10 protein-coding genes are annotated in these 15,720 nt (G+C 57.9%); 8 read left to right on the top strand and 2 right to left on the bottom strand.

Annotated elements, in window-relative coordinates:
• The first annotated feature begins 35 nt into the window (after nucleotides 1–35).
• The 7 genes from urtA to B0B09_RS08640 all read left to right on the top strand — a co-directional run bounded on the left by urtA (nucleotide 36) and on the right by B0B09_RS08640 (nucleotide 9,090).
• On the top strand, nucleotides 36–1,316 hold the full coding sequence (gene urtA / locus B0B09_RS08670; protein WP_076659226.1) for an urea ABC transporter substrate-binding protein: 1,281 nt from the start codon (nucleotides 36–38) through the stop codon (nucleotides 1,314–1,316).
• A 71-nt stretch (nucleotides 1,317–1,387) separates the two neighbouring features.
• A complete protein-coding gene (gene urtB / locus B0B09_RS08665) occupies nucleotides 1,388–3,331 on the top strand; it encodes an urea ABC transporter permease subunit UrtB (protein WP_076659225.1) in 1,944 nt (647 codons plus the stop codon).
• A 3-nt stretch (nucleotides 3,332–3,334) separates the two neighbouring features.
• The gene (gene urtC, locus B0B09_RS08660; RefSeq protein ID WP_076659224.1) at nucleotides 3,335–4,501 is read left to right on the top strand and encodes an urea ABC transporter permease subunit UrtC; all 1,167 of its coding nucleotides are present in this window, start codon (nucleotides 3,335–3,337) and stop codon (nucleotides 4,499–4,501) included.
• The gene (gene urtD, locus B0B09_RS08655) at nucleotides 4,498–5,247 is read left to right on the top strand and encodes an urea ABC transporter ATP-binding protein UrtD (protein ID WP_076659223.1); all 750 of its coding nucleotides are present in this window, start codon (nucleotides 4,498–4,500) and stop codon (nucleotides 5,245–5,247) included. Before urtC ends, urtD begins: the two co-directional genes overlap by 4 nt.
• Nucleotides 5,240–5,935 (top strand): urea ABC transporter ATP-binding subunit UrtE, encoded by a 696-nt coding sequence (gene urtE, locus B0B09_RS08650; protein ID WP_076659868.1) that lies wholly within the window; start codon nucleotides 5,240–5,242, stop codon nucleotides 5,933–5,935. Before urtD ends, urtE begins: the two co-directional genes overlap by 8 nt.
• A gap of 158 nt (nucleotides 5,936–6,093) precedes the next feature.
• On the top strand, nucleotides 6,094–8,808 hold the full coding sequence (locus tag B0B09_RS18165; RefSeq protein ID WP_076659222.1) for a cation-translocating P-type ATPase: 2,715 nt from the start codon (nucleotides 6,094–6,096) through the stop codon (nucleotides 8,806–8,808).
• An 18-nt stretch (nucleotides 8,809–8,826) separates the two neighbouring features.
• Entirely contained in the window at nucleotides 8,827–9,090 is a 264-nt protein-coding gene (locus tag B0B09_RS08640) for a cytochrome d ubiquinol oxidase subunit II (RefSeq protein ID WP_076659221.1), read from the top strand.
• 246 nt (nucleotides 9,091–9,336) lie between these two features.
• Here the strand turns inward: B0B09_RS08640 and B0B09_RS08635 are convergent, their stop codons facing one another.
• Nucleotides 9,337–10,551, bottom strand: coding sequence for a DUF4331 family protein (locus B0B09_RS08635; protein ID WP_076659220.1), 1,215 nt, complete (start codon nucleotides 10,549–10,551; stop codon nucleotides 9,337–9,339).
• An 81-nt stretch (nucleotides 10,552–10,632) separates the two neighbouring features.
• The gene (locus B0B09_RS08630; protein ID WP_076659867.1) at nucleotides 10,633–11,163 is read right to left on the bottom strand and encodes a phage tail protein; all 531 of its coding nucleotides are present in this window, start codon (nucleotides 11,161–11,163) and stop codon (nucleotides 10,633–10,635) included.
• Nucleotides 11,164–11,365: 202 nt separating this feature from the next.
• Here B0B09_RS08630 and B0B09_RS08625 point away from each other — a divergent pair, with 202 nt between their 5' ends.
• Nucleotides 11,366–15,673: a PKD domain-containing protein gene (locus B0B09_RS08625; RefSeq protein WP_131825016.1), complete on the top strand. Its 4,308-nt coding sequence runs from the start codon at nucleotides 11,366–11,368 to the stop codon at nucleotides 15,671–15,673.
• Nucleotides 15,674–15,720: the final 47 nt, after the last annotated feature.

The following is a 15,720-nucleotide window of genomic DNA, read 5'->3' as shown; positions in this document are numbered from 1 at the left end:
CAGCATCCCGCAACGACAACGGGGACCAAAAGACTATGACCTTTAGAACTTCTGCACTTGCATTGACTGCCTTGCTTGGCACGACATCTATCGCTGCTGCACAATGCGCCGATCCAATCAAAGTGGGCGTGCTTCACTCGCTCTCTGGCACGATGGCGATTTCCGAAACCACGCTTAAAGACACAATGGAATTGCTGATCGAGAACCAGAACGCCGCTGGCGGCCTGCTCGGGTGTGAGATTGAAGCAGTTGTCGTCGATCCGGCATCTGACTGGCCACTGTTCGCGGAAAAAGCGCGCGAACTGCTGACCGTCAGCGAAGTCGACGTGATCTTTGGCAGCTGGACTTCGGTCAGCCGCAAATCCGCTTTGCCGGTACTGGAAGAGCTGAACGGGCTGATGTTCTATCCTGTGCAATATGAGGGCGAGGAAAGCTCGCGCAATGTGTTCTACACAGGTGCCGCGCCAAATCAGCAGGCAATCCCTGCGACGGATTACTTCCTTGAAGAATTGGGTGTCGAGAAATTCGCGCTCTTGGGCACAGACTATGTCTATCCACGGACAACCAACAACATCCTTGAGGCCTATTTGCAGTCCAAAGGCATCCCTGCCGAGGATATCTTTGTGAACTACACGCCTTTCGGTCATTCCGACTGGGCCACAATCGTTGCTGACGTTGTCGCACTGGGTGCAGACGGCAAGCAGGTTGGCGTCATTTCAACCATCAACGGTGATGCGAACATCGGGTTCTACAAAGAGCTGGCGGCGGCGGGTGTCTCTGCCGATGACCTGCCTGTTGTGGCCTTCTCGGTGGGTGAGGAAGAGCTGTCGGGTCTGGATACATCCGACCTTGTCGGTCACTTGGCCGCGTGGAACTATTTCCAGTCCGCTGAATCCGAACTGAACGACGAATGGGTCGCGGCATGGAAAGCCAAAATGGGCGAAGACCGTGTCACCAACGACCCGATGGAAGCCCACTATATCGGCTTCAACATGTGGGTGAACGCAGTGACCGAAGCGGGCACGACAGATGTCGATGCAGTGCGCGAAGCCATGTACGGGCAGGAATTCCCGAACCTGACAGGCGGTACGGCGGTCATGCTGCCAAACCACCACCTCGCCAAGCCAGTGCTGATCGGTGAGATCACCGCTGACGGCCAGTTCGATATCATCAGCCAGACCTCTGAGGTGCCAGGTGATGCATGGACCGATTATCTGCCGGAATCTGCGGTGCTGGTGTCGGATTGGCAAACACTGGGTTGCGGGATGTACAACACCGAAACCGAAACCTGTGTGCAGTTGACTTCCAACTACTAAAGCAGCCGATCAGGGACGCATAATCCAATGCGTCCCTGAACCCCTCCCTCACAATATCGGCTTGAATCCACATGCTGCGATTGCTCTCATTGGCGCTGTCCTTGTGCCTGATTTTGCCTGCATCTTTGCAGGCACAAACCCTGCAAGACATCCTGCAAACCCATCAGGGCGAGGTGTTGAGCCCCGGTCGCCAAAGTGTCGGTGTGGTGCTCGATGATCTGGTTGCAAGCGGTCTGCCACAGGCGCTGCCATTTCTTGAGGCATGGCGCGACCGCGAAATCGTACAGCGTGACAGTGACGGTTTGTTCTTCCGTGCTGTTGAAGAAGATGACGCGATCACACTTGTCGATCTTGATACGAACACGACAATCACAGTTGCGAATGACGATGGCCTGAGCGAGGCCCGCCCCAATGGCGGTGTGCGCCGTGCCATCGGCGATGCACTCGTGCAGTTCCAGCTGTCCGATCCCGACATCACCAAACGCCAAGCCGCGGTTGATGCCATCGCCCGCAGTATGGATGCCAGCCAGCTTGGCCCGTTGCAGGCTTCGATCGCAGGAGAGCCTGATCCAACCCTCAAAGAAACCAAAGAGCGTCTTGCCGGAATGCTTGCGGTCCTGTTTGGCGATACGCAAGAGGCGCGGATTGCCGCCATCGCAGGCATGGCTGACGACCTTTCGGTTGATGTCCGTGCGGTACTGAACACCGTCTTGTCGACCCAACCGAAGGTGGCCGTAGCCCTTCCCGATGATGCCAATGTCGCACAGGTGCTGACCATTGGTGCCGACCTGACTGCGCAGGACGCCTATGACCGACTGGTCGCAGCAGAGCTTGCACCTCCGCTTGTGACCAGTCCCCAAATCCGCGAAGCGCTCGTCGCTAATATCGTGGGTGGCATGGTCGGTGGGGTCGCAGTCCGCTCCCTGAACACTGATGCGGCACGCGCGACCGCCTATGATGCCCTCGCGGCCGAGGGTCTGGTGGCCCCGCGCGTAACGCCCGAGGCACAAGAGGCTTCGATCGCGGGACATGTCTTTTATCTACAATATGACGAACCTGATCCAGTCATCACCGATGCCGCCGAAAAGGCGCTCGCAGCCGTTGAAACCCGCGTTGCCGTCAGCCAGGGCATTGATCTGGGGCTGGATGCGCTGTCACTCGCCTCGATCTATTTTCTCGCGGCTATTGGCCTCGCCATCACTTTCGGCGTCATGGGCGTGATCAATATGGCCCATGGCGAATTTATCATGATGGGGGCCTACACCGGCTTCGTCGTGCAACAGTTTGTGCCGGACTATACGCTGTCGATCATCATCGCGCTGCCTTTGGCTTTTGCGATTACCTTTGGTGCTGGTGTCGCGATGGAGCGTCTGGTGATCCGGCATCTCTATCACCGTCCACTGGAAACGCTGCTGGCCACTTTCGGCATCTCGATTGCGTTGCAGCAGTTGGCCAAGAATATCTTCGGCACCCAAGCACGTCCACTAACCTCGCCGGAGTGGCTGGACGGGGCGCTCGTGTTCAACGATGTCATCGCGATCAGCTATATCCGCATTGCGATTTTCGTGCTGGCGCTGCTGTTTCTGGGCTTGATCCTGTTTGTCCTCAAACGCACGCGGCTGGGGCTGGAAGTGCGTGCTGTGACGCAAAACCCCGGCATGGCGGCCTCGATGGGGATTAACCCTGACAAGATCAATATGCTGACCTTTGGTCTTGGCTCTGGCATCGCCGGCATCGCCGGTGTTGCCATCGGGCTTTACGCCAAAGTCACCTCCGAGATGGGGGCCGATTACATCGTGCAAAGCTTTATGACCGTGGTTGTGGGCGGTGTGGGCAACGTCTGGGGTACGCTGGCTGGCGCGTCGCTGATCGGGTTCCTGCAAAAAGGGATCGAGTGGTTGAACCCGTCCAACACACTGGCCGCACAGACCTATATGATCCTCTTCATCATCCTCTTCATTCAATTCCGGCCAAAGGGCATCGTCGCCCTCAAGGGCCGCGCGGCGGCGGATTAAGTTATGCGGAAATCATTCCTTGCCGAAAACCCGTCGGTCTTGTGGTTCATCGCGATCCTTGCGGTATTCACCATCGTCGTGACACTTCTTTCCGAGGTCACGGGCGTTGATCTGATCTCGACCTCATTTGTCAAAACACTGGGCAAGACGCTTTGCCTTTGTCTTGTTGCCATCGCGATGGATGTGGTTTGGGGCTATTGCGGTATCCTGTCATTGGGTCATTTCGCATTCTTCGGCATCGGCGGCTATGCCGTCGGCATGTGGTTGATGTACGCCCGCACCGAAGGGATCGTGATCGACAGCTTCGCAGGCCAGCCGATCCCGCCGACCCCGCAGGAAGTGTCCGACGCCATCGGAAACCAGATTTTCGGAGTTGTGGGCAGTTCCGAATTCCCGCTGATCTGGGGCTTTGCGGATAGTCTGTTCTTGCAATTGCTGATGGTCGTACTTGTCCCGGGTCTGCTGGCGCTGGTCTTTGGCTGGCTGGCGTTCCGGTCACGGGTGACGGGTGTGTATCTGTCGATCCTCACCCAAGCGATGACGTTGGCCCTCGCGCTTTATCTTTTCCAGAACGATAGCGGCTTGCGCGGCAACAACGGCCTGTCAGGCCTGCAGAATATCCCTGGGTTCGAGGATGCGTCGCAGGCAAGTATCTCGATTGTTTTCTTCATCGCCTCGGCTGTCGCACTGGCCGCCGGATATGTGTTCTTTGCGTGGATCGTGTCGGGCAAGATGGGCAGCGTGATCAAAGGGATCCGCGATAACGAAGCGCGGGTGCGCTTTCTGGGCTACCATGTCGAAAGCTACAAACTCTTTGTCTTTACGACCACGGCTGTCGTCGCAGGCATCGCAGGGGCGCTGTATTATCCGCAGGCAGGTATCATCAACCCCGGTGAAATCGCGCCGATCGCGTCGATCTATCTGGCGGTCTGGGTCGCCATCGGCGGGCGCGGGCGACTGTATGGCGCGGTGATCGGTGCGGCCTTTGTGTCGCTGTTGTCGAGCTGGTTTACCGGCGGCGGAGCGCCCGACATCAACCTTGGCTTCTACGTCATCCAATGGACCGATTGGTGGCTGGTGCTCTTGGGCTTCTCCTTTGTCGCCGTCACATTGTTTTTCCCCAAAGGGATTGGCGGCCTCTTTGACCTGCTGGTGAGGAAGCAACCATGAGCATGCTTTTGGAAGTCTCGGGCGTCACTGTCACCTTTGACGGGTTCCGTGCGATCAATAACCTGTCGATCAATTTCGCCCCGACCGAGCTGCGTGCGATCATTGGCCCCAACGGTGCCGGGAAAACGACCTTCATGGATATCGTGACCGGCAAGACAAAGCCGGACACGGGGCATGTGATCTGGGGGGACCGGAATATTTCGCTTCTTGGCATGTCCGAAAGCCAGATTGCCCGCGAAGGGATCGGGCGGAAGTTCCAGAAACCGACCGTATTCGAGGCGCAGACCGTCCGTCAGAACCTTGCCATGGCGCTGAAAAATCCGCGTGGGCCCTTTGCCGTGCTGATGCACAAGAAAACAAAGTCCAACGCGGAACGGATTGAGGCTATCGCGGGACAGGTCGGCCTGTCTGACAGCCTGACGCGTGTGGCAGGCGAGCTGAGCCATGGCCAGAAACAGTGGCTCGAAATCGGGATGTTGCTGGCGCAGGAACCGCGCTTGATGCTGGTCGATGAACCCGCGGCAGGTATGACGCCCGAAGAGCGTGAAAAGACAACCGACATCCTCAAAGAAGCGGCCAAGACGCGGGCGGTTGTCGTGGTGGAGCATGATATGGAATTTGTGCGCCGCCTTGATTGCAAGGTCACCGTCTTGCACGAAGGAGCTGTTCTTGCGGAAGGCAGCCTCGATCATGTGACCTCGAACCAAACCGTGATTGATGTCTATCTGGGGCGCGCCCATGCTTGATGTGCAAAACTTTGATCTCAGATACGGGCAGAGCCAGATCCTGTTTGATATCTCGCTGCAAGCGGAAACAGGCAAGATTACGGCCGTCATGGGCAACAACGGCGTTGGCAAAACCAGTTTGCTCAAGGCAATCTCGGGGCGGCATCCGATTGCAGCCGGGATTGCGACGGTGGCAGGAGCGCCGGTGCAACTGACCTCGGCCTATCATGCGGCACGGGCAGGGATCGCCTATGTGCCGCAAGGGCGCGAGGTGTTCGCGATGATGAGTGTGCTGGAAAACCTTGAGACAGGTTTTGCCTGTCTGCCAAAGGCCGAACATGCCATTCCCGACTATGTTTTCGATCTCTTTCCTGTGCTGCGGGATATGCAAACGCGGCGTGGCGGTGACCTGTCGGGCGGGCAGCAACAGCAGCTTGCCATCGCCCGCGCGCTGATTACCAAACCAAAGGTGCTTTTGCTGGATGAACCGACCGAAGGCATCCAGCCCAATGTGATCCAGCAAATCGGTGACGCGCTGGAAACTCTGCGTGATGAGCGCCGGATGGCCATCGTTCTGGTCGAGCAGAACGCCGATTTTGCCTACCGGATTGCGGATACTTTCACCGTGATGGAACAGGGCAGGGTCAAGCGGACAGCGGCGAAAGAGGATTACACGAAAGAGGCACTTATGGTGGATCTTGCGCTCTGAGGGTGGTTTACGCTCACAGAGCGGAAGCCTGTTGGGGCTTGCGCAACTTGGCGGCTGATTGATCAGAGTCAAAGCAACATCTGGGGAATGTGTCAGGTTTCGCCGGAAACCTGTGGCACGCAGATCCGCGCACCCTTACCCCAAAGGTAGAATTACAGATGCCCAAAAACCGCGCCGAGAATCCGCATGCGCAGTCTGTCGAGGATATTGGCGACCGGTTGGGCGTCGATCTCGCGCAGGGGCTTGATCCATCTCAGGTGCGGGAACGCCTGGCTTGCTACGGACCGAACCGGCTGCGACGACAGAAAAAGAAGAGCACGCTCTCGATCCTCGTGCGCCAGTTCAAAGGCATCATCGTCTGGCTGCTTGCCGCTGCTGCGATCATGTCTTTCGTTCTGGGGGACATCGCAGAAGGGATCGCAATTGCTGTCGTTTTGCTGATTAACGGGGCGATCGGTTTCTTCACAGAACTTAGGGCCGCGCGCGCGATGGAGGCCCTGATGCAACTTGCCGAAGTGCAAACGCGGGTGCGCCGCGGTGGCGATGTGCGCAAGATCGACGCACATGAGATCGTACCCGGCGATGTTGTGATCCTTGAGGCCGGTGACGTGGTGACAGCAGACCTGCGCCTGACCAAGGTCTCGCAAATTATGGTCGATGAGTCCGTGCTGACCGGTGAATCTGTGCCGGTTATCAAATCAATAGACCCGACTGTGTTGGACGCCTCTTTGGGCGACCGCACAAGCATGGCATTCAAGGGGACAGCGATCACACTGGGCGCTGGTGAGGGGGTGGTTGTTGCGACGGGCATGGACACTGAAATCGGCCAAATCAGTGAACTGGCACAAACGGCGCAAAGCGACACCACCCCGCTGGAACGCAGGCTGGACACGCTGGGGCATCGGCTGGTCTGGCTGACACTGTCGCTGGCAGTCTTGACTGTCGTAATGGGGATTTTGCGTGGCCATGACCCTGCCGGGATGGTGCAGACCGGCGTCGCGTTGGCCGTTGCCGCAGTTCCTGAAGGATTGCCCGTTGTCGCGACGCTCAGCCTTGCACACGGGATGTGGCGGATGAGCCAGCGCAACGCAGTGATCAGGCAACTATCGTCCGTCGAAACACTTGGGGCCACGACCGTGATTTTGACCGACAAGACGGGGACGCTGACCGAAAATCGCATGAGCGCAGTGCGGTATCTGCTGGCTGATGCTGATGTGAAAGTCGAAAGCGACGGCGACGTGCCCAAATTTGTGCTTCAAGGGAATTCAGTCGATCCCGCGAGCGATGACCGTCTTGGTTGGGCGATCCGCATCGGGGCGTTGTGCAATAATGCCGATTTGGGCGATGGCACAAAGCACCATCATTCGGGCGATCCGATGGAAATCGCGCTTCTGTCGCTTGCCCAGAAAGTTGGGTTCGGGCGAAGTGGATTGCTGGAAGGAAATGCGAAAGTCCAACAACACGCTTTTGATCCGGACAGCAAGATGATGGCCACGGTACATCGCGCCGCTGACGGCTATCTGGTGGCCGTGAAAGGAGCGCCGGAAGCCGTGATTGACGTCTGCACGCAGATCCGGACGGCAGATGGCACGCGCGACATGGACGATCACGCACAACAGGACTGCAAAGACCGCAGTGCAGCGGCTGCGGGCGAAGGCCTGCGCCTGTTGGCGCTGGCGATGAAGCACGTCGATAGCCAGGATGCGGTTCCCTATGAGGGGCTCACGCTGGTCGGTCTTGTGTGCTTGCTTGATCCTGTGCGCGCTGACGTTCCGGATGCAATCGCGGCGGGCCGCAAGGCGGGCGTCCGTGTTGTCATGATGACCGGCGATCACGCCAACACGGCCGAAACGATAGCACGAGAAGCGGGTTTGGGCTGTGGTGACCTGACTGTGGTCGAAGGCCGCGAACTGGCCGGTCTGGATGCTGACCGGATCAGTGACCAAGAGCGCAGGCGTGTACTGGCAGCGGATGTTTTTGCCCGTGTGGCCCCTGACACAAAACTCAAGCTGGTGTCGCTTTACCAGAAATCGGGGCATATTGTTGCGGTGACCGGTGACGGGGTCAACGATGCACCAGCCCTTAAGAAAGCCGATATCGGCATCGCCATGGGGCAACGTGGTACACAGGTCGCGCAAGAGGCGGCGCATATGATTTTGCAGGACGATGCCTTTGCAACCATCATCGTTGCGATGCGTCAGGGCCGCGTGATTTTCGACAACATTCGCAGGTTTGTTGTCTATCTGATGTCATGCAACGTCAGCGAGGTTCTCGTGGTCGGCATTGCGGTTGGCGCAGGGTTGCCAGCACCTTTGTTGCCGTTGCAGATCCTGTTTCTGAACCTTGTCACCGATGTATTTCCGGCGTTCGCGCTTGGTCTGGGGCGCGGCGATGAGAACATCATGCACAAACCGCCGCGCGATCCTGCACAAGAGATCGTCAACCGCCCAAGGTGGATGCTGATCGGGATTCTGGGGGCTGCAATTACTGCGGCCACACTCGCGGCCTTTGTCCTCGCGCTATATTGGCTGGGTCTGGAAAGCGGGGCGGCGATCACAGTTGCTTTTCTTACTCTGGCGCTGGCGCAACTTTGGAATGTGTTCAACGTGCGTGATCCTGGTGCGGGGGTTCTCAAGAATGAAGTCACGCGCAACGTCTATGTCTGGGGGGCAATTGTGCTTTGTCTCGGGCTGATCGGTCTGGCGCTATGGGTGCCGTGGTTTGCACGTCTTCTTGGTCTGCCAGATCCCGGCTGGGATGGGCTGGCCCTTGCTGCGGGGGCAAGTCTGGTGCCGCTTGTTCTTGGACAGTGCTGGCATGTTGTTGCGGGACCTGACTGGTTGAGCCGTCATGACAAAGCCCATCAAGGATGAGCGGTCTCGGCGCTGTCGATGACCGAAGTCCCCATCACACTGGCAGGTTTTATCATTGTCGACACGGTTCTGTTCATCATCGAAATGGGCCTGCTTGATCCGTTCTTGATCCTTACGGCTAAGCTGTCTTTTGCGATGCTGGTAATGCACGGCGGCGCCTGGCTGACGCTGAAAGCGAAAGATGTGGTTCAGAAGCGAGCCCGCGCGATCGTTTCGATTGCGGCTTTGGTCACTGTTGGGGCCTATGTTTTGGCAGGCCTCTTGATGGCGGTGGGCATTTAAGGCTGCCGGATCGGGGGCGACGATGTCGCGAACGGCCCGTCAAACCCACACCACTTTGAAGTCGCACGGACAGCAAGCTGACCTTCGGCCTATGCCGACCGTCCGTGGAGTGTTGTGACGTCTGTCATGGCGATGACGTTTTGATACACGTCATCCTAAACCGCGCGCCTCTGGATGGTAGGGGCGCGCGACTCCGGATTGTTGGGATGCCCTGCTATCGCGCCGGTCTTATGCGCGTCATGGGGCTCATTCCTCGTCCATGTAGATCGGTGCAACGGGCCGGACCGGAATTCCCGGCTTCCATGCCTGGTTGAAAGAGGGCGCAGCATAGGGGAACTTTTCCATATTCAGTGCCTGATCAGAGCTACGCGGCAGGAAGCTGTCGGGGGCCGCGTAGAAGAACGGGTTGATATCCTTGATCGTCCAGTAGATGGCGTCTTCGGCAAAGCTGCGACCGTTTGGATATGCCGCTGGCAGCGCAGGGTCCCATGTCAGCATGTCGGGCGCATAGTAGGCCACAGTCTCTTCCAGCTTGTTTTCTTCGACCTCAAGCCGACTAAAGCTGAAGGCAAATTGATCGCCAAAGCGCGCGAGCCCTTCATCAGGGTTTGCAGCGTTATAGGCGTTGTTGAAATCACCAACAGTTGGATATGTGGGGTCAACGGGCAGATAGCGCGCCGGATTGTATCCGACGGGCGGATCGACAAAGAAGATACCCTGCACACCCGCGCGCCCCATCCGGTCGACGGACAAGCCGTCGCGGTCCGCGACCACCGCCCAGTAGTTGACCGCCTGATCGGCCAGACCTGGGATTTCAAGCACGATCAGTGTCATATCCGAAATCCCGAAGGCCCCGATAGAGGTGGGTTCGGCTGGCAGGTTGTCGCCACCTGCAAGTGCCTGTTTGATCGCAAGGGCGGCCGGGGCTTGCACAGTGGTGAAGTCAAAAAAGAACGGATCGCGCCGTGGGCCGATAAACAGCAGTTCGCCGTTCTCACCTTCGGTGACTTCTAGCGCGCGATTGAGCGCAGTGGTGTGGCCGCGTGCAATTTCGCGGCCGTTCCAACGGTTCGATCGGGCCTCTTCGCCTTCGGCTATCCGAAGTTCAACGGTTTGTCTCTGCCGCTCGCCCTCAATATCGCGGACCCTGACTTTATAAGCGATATCCGCGCGCGCATCACCGTCAAGATCCAGCCGGAACATGTAGATCAGATCAGGATCAAGCTTGATATCATCGGACCCGAGCGTGCCCGGCGCGCCACTGCCTGACAGAGGGTTGAGCGTATAAGCCATCGTCAAACCGTCCGTTTGCGCACCTCGGAACAGGAAATTATCACCGATGTCTGACATCGGATAAAGCTGTGTGGTTGGTGCGTCGCGGTGATCGGACGCACTGACGTCGGAGGCCTGAAAAGCGGCGCAGAAAAAGGCGGTGGCAAATGCGAGGTTGCGGCGTAACACTTAGTTTCCTTTCAAGATGTGTCGCGTGGGACAAGCCCGGATAGCCCGGCTTGCCCCTTTGAGTGTGGATGTCTGGCAGTTTTAGCTACGTGACGGGAAGAGCCCTTGCAGTGCAATGATATAGTTAATGCAAAGCGTTGGCTGCATGTTTTCGTGTCGCTGACCGTCACCAGTGCTCCCGATGGTGCGATCGTTCAGTGCGATTGAGGGCTGGGTCGTCTCGTCGGACATATCATTGTTAACATAAATGTCGGACCGCCCGATGGCATCGTCTGCCGCGCGGTTGTTTGCTGCCGCAGCGGAGGCCACCAGCATTTCATGGCTGTGGGGGGGCAGCTGCGATGCAACAAGCGCCACATTTTCAAGACCGACCCTGTCACCGATCCGGCGAGGCGTTAAACCCGGGCCGGCGCCAGCGTGCATTGGCACCCGTCCGCGCAAGTCAGGCAAGGCAAAAGTGTTGCGTCCGTCGCCGCCAAATTCCGTTCCAAGGATTGAAAACAGGGCAGTATTACTCGAAATCGGCAAAAGCTGCCCGTCACAAAAAGCCCAGCCACGCGGGGCGAAATTGCCCCCGAAGAGTATGATTTGCGCGAGAAATGGTTCCATTATTACTCCAATCAATATGGACGAGCGGGGTGAGTGGAGACCTGATTGGTCTGCCCGCCGTCGTGTGTTCACAGTGACCGGTCGTGCAGCTCTCGATCTGTATCCCAACGCACATTTCATTCGGCGCAAATCTGCCATTGCCTGTTTCATATCGGTGCCATGACCGGCACAAGCCAATTTGAAAGCCAAGCATATGCGGAAATTATTGAGAGCTCTGGGTGCAACCATTCTGATAGCAGGGGCAAGCGCGCCCGCGTCAGTGAATGCGTTCGGGGGATCGTCCTTTGATGGACCGGCCTTCAAACCTGTCGGCGTGACAGGCGGCTCCACCGTTTGTGCGTTTAACCCTTACAATGACCCCAGTTTTGGCGAAGCCGAGATCAGCTTTTTATCGAGCGCGTCCGGCAATACGTCGGTTGGCGGCACCTGGTGGAGTTCGGCGAATAATACGACAACGTTCAATCCAGTCACCGTGACTGATCTGGAGACTGATTGCCCGTTTTCGAACGTCGTCATTCTTTCACAGGTCGGCGCTGATGCGGCCTCCTACACTGCCGAAGATCTCTATGAACTGGAATGGTCTGCGACTTTCGATGGCGATGGTCAAAGCTATACCTACCGCGTCGCATTTGAGGGTGTCACAAATACAATTGTTGTGAACACCCGCACCCTCAATACGGCGCCCAATGTCGCGCCAACGGCGAATGCAGGATCAAATCAGTCGGTACAATCGGGCACGCAGGTGACACTTGATGGATCCGGCAGCACAGACAGTGACGGCGCAATCGTGTCTTATGCATGGACGCGTACAGGCGGGACCGGATTGGGGGCCAATGCTGTTCTGAACGACCCAGCGGCTGTAAGCCCCACGTTCACCGATAGCTCGGTGACCTCCAATGATACGTCGGTTACGCACGTATTCTCTTTGGTGGTTACGGATGACGATGGTGACAGCTCGGTTGCTGATACCGTGACTGTGACGATCACGCCTCCCCCCAATGCGGCCCCCACCGTGACCGCATCGGCGGTCGCGACGAGTGTTCCCTCAGGGACGCAGGTGCAGCTTTTAGGGTCGGGCAATGATACCGACGGGACCGTTGCGTCCTATGCATGGACGCGCATAGGCGGTACCGGTGCAGGTGCCAATGCCGTTCTGAGCGATGACGCCGCACAGAACCCGACCTTCACCGATAATTCCCTCACGACAAGCGACGCATCGGTCACGCATATATTCTCGGTTGTCGCAACCGACGATGACGGCGCGCAATCTGTTGCCGATACCGTGACGATTACGATTACAGCACCGACCAACACCACCCCCACCGCTGTGGCAGGTGCCACCCCAACTACTGCTGCAGCAGATCAATTGGTCACGCTGAACAGTACAGGGTCGAGTGCGAATGATACCGGGCAGACACTGACCTATAACTGGTCACAGACTGCGGGCACGACGGTCGCACTCTCCAGCGAATCCGCTGCATCGCCAACGTTCAACGCACCAACGCTGGTGCCGGGTGCCCCTGCCGAGGTTCTGACTTTTTCGCTGGTTGTGAATGATGGACTTGAGGATTCTGCTGCCGCCACGGTCGATATCACGGTCAACCCGCCAGCAAATGTCGACCCAACGGCAAATGCCGGCACTGATCAGACGGTTGCGTCTGCTGCGTCGGTGACACTGGATGGAACGGCCTCTGATTCCAATAACGCGGGCCAGACCCTGACCTTCGAGTGGAGCCAGACCAGCGGCCCTTCGGTAACTCTGTCGAGTACGACAGCGGCCCAGCCGACATTTACGGCCCCGACCGTTGAGATTGGCGCTACGAATGCCACGCTGGTGTTCAGCCTGATCGTGAATGACGGTGTCGCCAGTTCCGTGGCTGATACAGTGGTGGTAACGGTTGAGGCCCCCGCAAATACTGCCCCTACCGCCGACGCGGGCCCAGACCAATCGGTCACCGCTGCTGCGTCCGTGACGCTGGATGGTTCTGCCTCGGATGCAAATGATGTCGGACAGACCCTGACCTATAGCTGGATGCAAATGTCTGGCGGCACTGTTGTACTAACCGGAGCGGACACCGTGATGCCCACATTCACGGCGCCGACCCTGCCGATTGGGGCCGCTGACATGCCGCTGACCTTCCAGCTATGGGTTTTCGACGGTTTTGACCTCTCGGTCGCTGACACGGTGGTGATCACAGTTCAGGCACCGGGGAACACGGCACCTGTCGCAAATGCCGGGGAAGACCAGATCGTGCCAGCAAATAACACGGTGAGCTTGGACGGGACCGCTTCAACACCTAACGACGCCAATCAGAGCCTCACATACACCTGGACGCAGACAGATGGCCCGCCTGTTACACTGTCGAGCCCGTCGACACCTTCTCCGCTATTTACCTCACCCAATTTGGAAATTGGTGATAGCAACGTGGTCCTGACGTTCAGTCTGACGGTGGATGATGGTTTTGATACATCGGCCGCTGATACGGTCACGGTGACCGTTACCGCACCACCGAACACCATACCCACTGCCAATGCCGGGGTGGATCAGTCCGTTGCGGATGGTTCCTTGGTCACATTGGATGGCAGCGCATCAACCGCCAATGACGCGGGTCAGGCGCTCAGCTACACATGGAGCCAAACAGGCGGGCCGACCGTCAGCTTTGATGCAACGGTCGCACAGCCCTCATTCACAGCGCCGACATTGAATATCGGTGACAGTAACGCGGTTCTGACGTTCAGCCTGACGGTGAATGACGGGTTTGACGCCTCAGTCGCGGATACCGTCGTGGTCTTTGTCACTGCGCCGGGGGATGTGACTGCTCCGGTGATTACGCCGCCGGCTGATATCACAGCCGAGGCGGGGCCACTTGGCACGGCTTCGGTGACCTTTGCCGCGACCGTGACCGACAACTTTGATCCTGTTGTTGTGCCTGTGTTCCGGCTGGGTGGCGATGCCATCACCAGCCCGTATGACTTTGCCGTTGGCGCCAACACCGTGCTGGTGGATGCGACGGACGCGGCGGGCAACATTGCCACGCAGCAAAGCTTTGTTGTCACAATCACCGCAGCAACGGCACCGGATGTGCCCTTAATCACGACGGCTGTGATCAATGCAAACCGGTCGCTGACAATCGGGGGGACGGCAGAGCTGGATGCGACTGTCACCATAACTTTCCCGGACAACAGCACGCAAACTGTGACAGCCACAGGCGGTGCCTATTCCGTCACTTCAGCCGCTGATATGGCAGGGGGCACCGTGACCGTCACGGCAACGGATGCCATCGGCAATACCTCGTCAGCGGCCACCGTGGATCTTTTCCCGGATTACGATGGCCCAACGGTGACGATCAGTGGTGCGCCCTCCAGCATCATTGATGCCACGCCCTTCATGATCACGCTTACCTTTTCCGAGGCTGTCACCGGCTTTGTTCAGGGTGATCTGACCGTAACGGGTGCGGATATCACCAGTTTTGCAGGATCAGCGGCGGTCTATACCGCGCAGATTACGCCCTTGGGCACCGAGGTTGTGACAATTGGCGTGGCGGCGGGTGTCGCTGAGGATGACTTTGGAAACCTCAATGAGGCCTCCGCAGTCGCATCAATCGGTCTAGGTGCGATGACTGCAACCGAAGAGATGATCACTCAGGTGGCGCGCCAACGAACCACGCAGCTGGTCCGTGCCCAGCCGAAGCTCTCTGCGTTCCTGTTGGGTGACAGCCTTGGGCGGTTCAACGTCAATGCCACGCAAGGTGCGGGCAATTTTGAGCTTGGCACATCACCTGATCGTCCCGTCTGGCTATCTGCACAAGGGCAATGGACCAAACAGGACAATATCGAAAGCACCTACGCCAACCTGAGCCTTGGCACGCACTACCGGGTCGGCGAGAATCTGTTGATCGGTGGCATGGCGCAGTTCGATACGATGACGTCCGACAATGGGCCTATGGCCTTCGACAGCAACGGCTGGCTGGCAGGCCCGTATGCGGTGGCGCGCTTACCGGACCAAAAACTGGTCTTCTCGGGTGCTTATCTTGTCGGTCAGAGTGATAATACGCTGTCGCCGCTGGGCACCTATGAGGACACGTTCACCAGTGATCGCAGTCTTCTGACACTTGATGTCGCCGGTGAGGTTGCGTTTGAGCGCTTCATGCTGGTCCCTATGCTGGATCTTGCCTATGTTACAGATGAGAACGAAGCCTATGTCGACGGGGACGGATTTGATGTTCGCGCGATGACCGTGACCACGACCGAGGCGACGCTTGGTCTGGATTTTGTTGTGCCTGTCGCTGTCAGTAATGGCGCACTTGATCTGCTGGGTGGGTTCGCGGCCAGAACTTCGGTCTTTGACGATGGATTGACCCGGACAGAAAGCAACCAGGGCCAGGTGGCACTGGGCGCGCGCTATGAATTTGGCGCGGCAAACCAGTTGTCGCTGCGTATGCAATATGACGGGATTGGTGACGACGACTATGAATCCTTTGGCGCCAGCGCACGGGTTGAGTTCAGTTTCTGACCTGACCGGATGACGATTGGAAAACGACCCCCGCACCGGACAGTGCG

The organism is Yoonia rosea, from assembly GCF_900156505.1.
GTDB classification, from domain to species: Bacteria; Pseudomonadota; Alphaproteobacteria; order Rhodobacterales; family Rhodobacteraceae; genus Yoonia; species Yoonia rosea.
Note: the sequence above shows the minus strand (reverse complement) of the source record. Positions and strands in the feature narration are given on the sequence as shown.

What these genes read in the sequence shown, in the direction of transcription:
- B0B09_RS08640 (WP_076659221.1), top strand. Translation starts at nt 8,827, where the DNA reads ATGACCGAAGTCCCCATCACACTGGCAGGTTTTATCATTGTCGACACG.
- urtB (WP_076659225.1), top strand. Translation starts at nt 1,388, where the DNA reads ATGCTGCGATTGCTCTCATTGGCGCTGTCCTTGTGCCTGATTTTGCCT.
- urtC (WP_076659224.1), top strand. Translation starts at nt 3,335, where the DNA reads ATGCGGAAATCATTCCTTGCCGAAAACCCGTCGGTCTTGTGGTTCATC.
- urtE (WP_076659868.1), top strand. Translation starts at nt 5,240, where the DNA reads ATGCTTGATGTGCAAAACTTTGATCTCAGATACGGGCAGAGCCAGATC.
- urtA (WP_076659226.1), top strand. Translation starts at nt 36, where the DNA reads ATGACCTTTAGAACTTCTGCACTTGCATTGACTGCCTTGCTTGGCACG.
- urtD (WP_076659223.1), top strand. Translation starts at nt 4,498, where the DNA reads ATGAGCATGCTTTTGGAAGTCTCGGGCGTCACTGTCACCTTTGACGGG.
- B0B09_RS18165 (WP_076659222.1), top strand. Translation starts at nt 6,094, where the DNA reads ATGCCCAAAAACCGCGCCGAGAATCCGCATGCGCAGTCTGTCGAGGAT.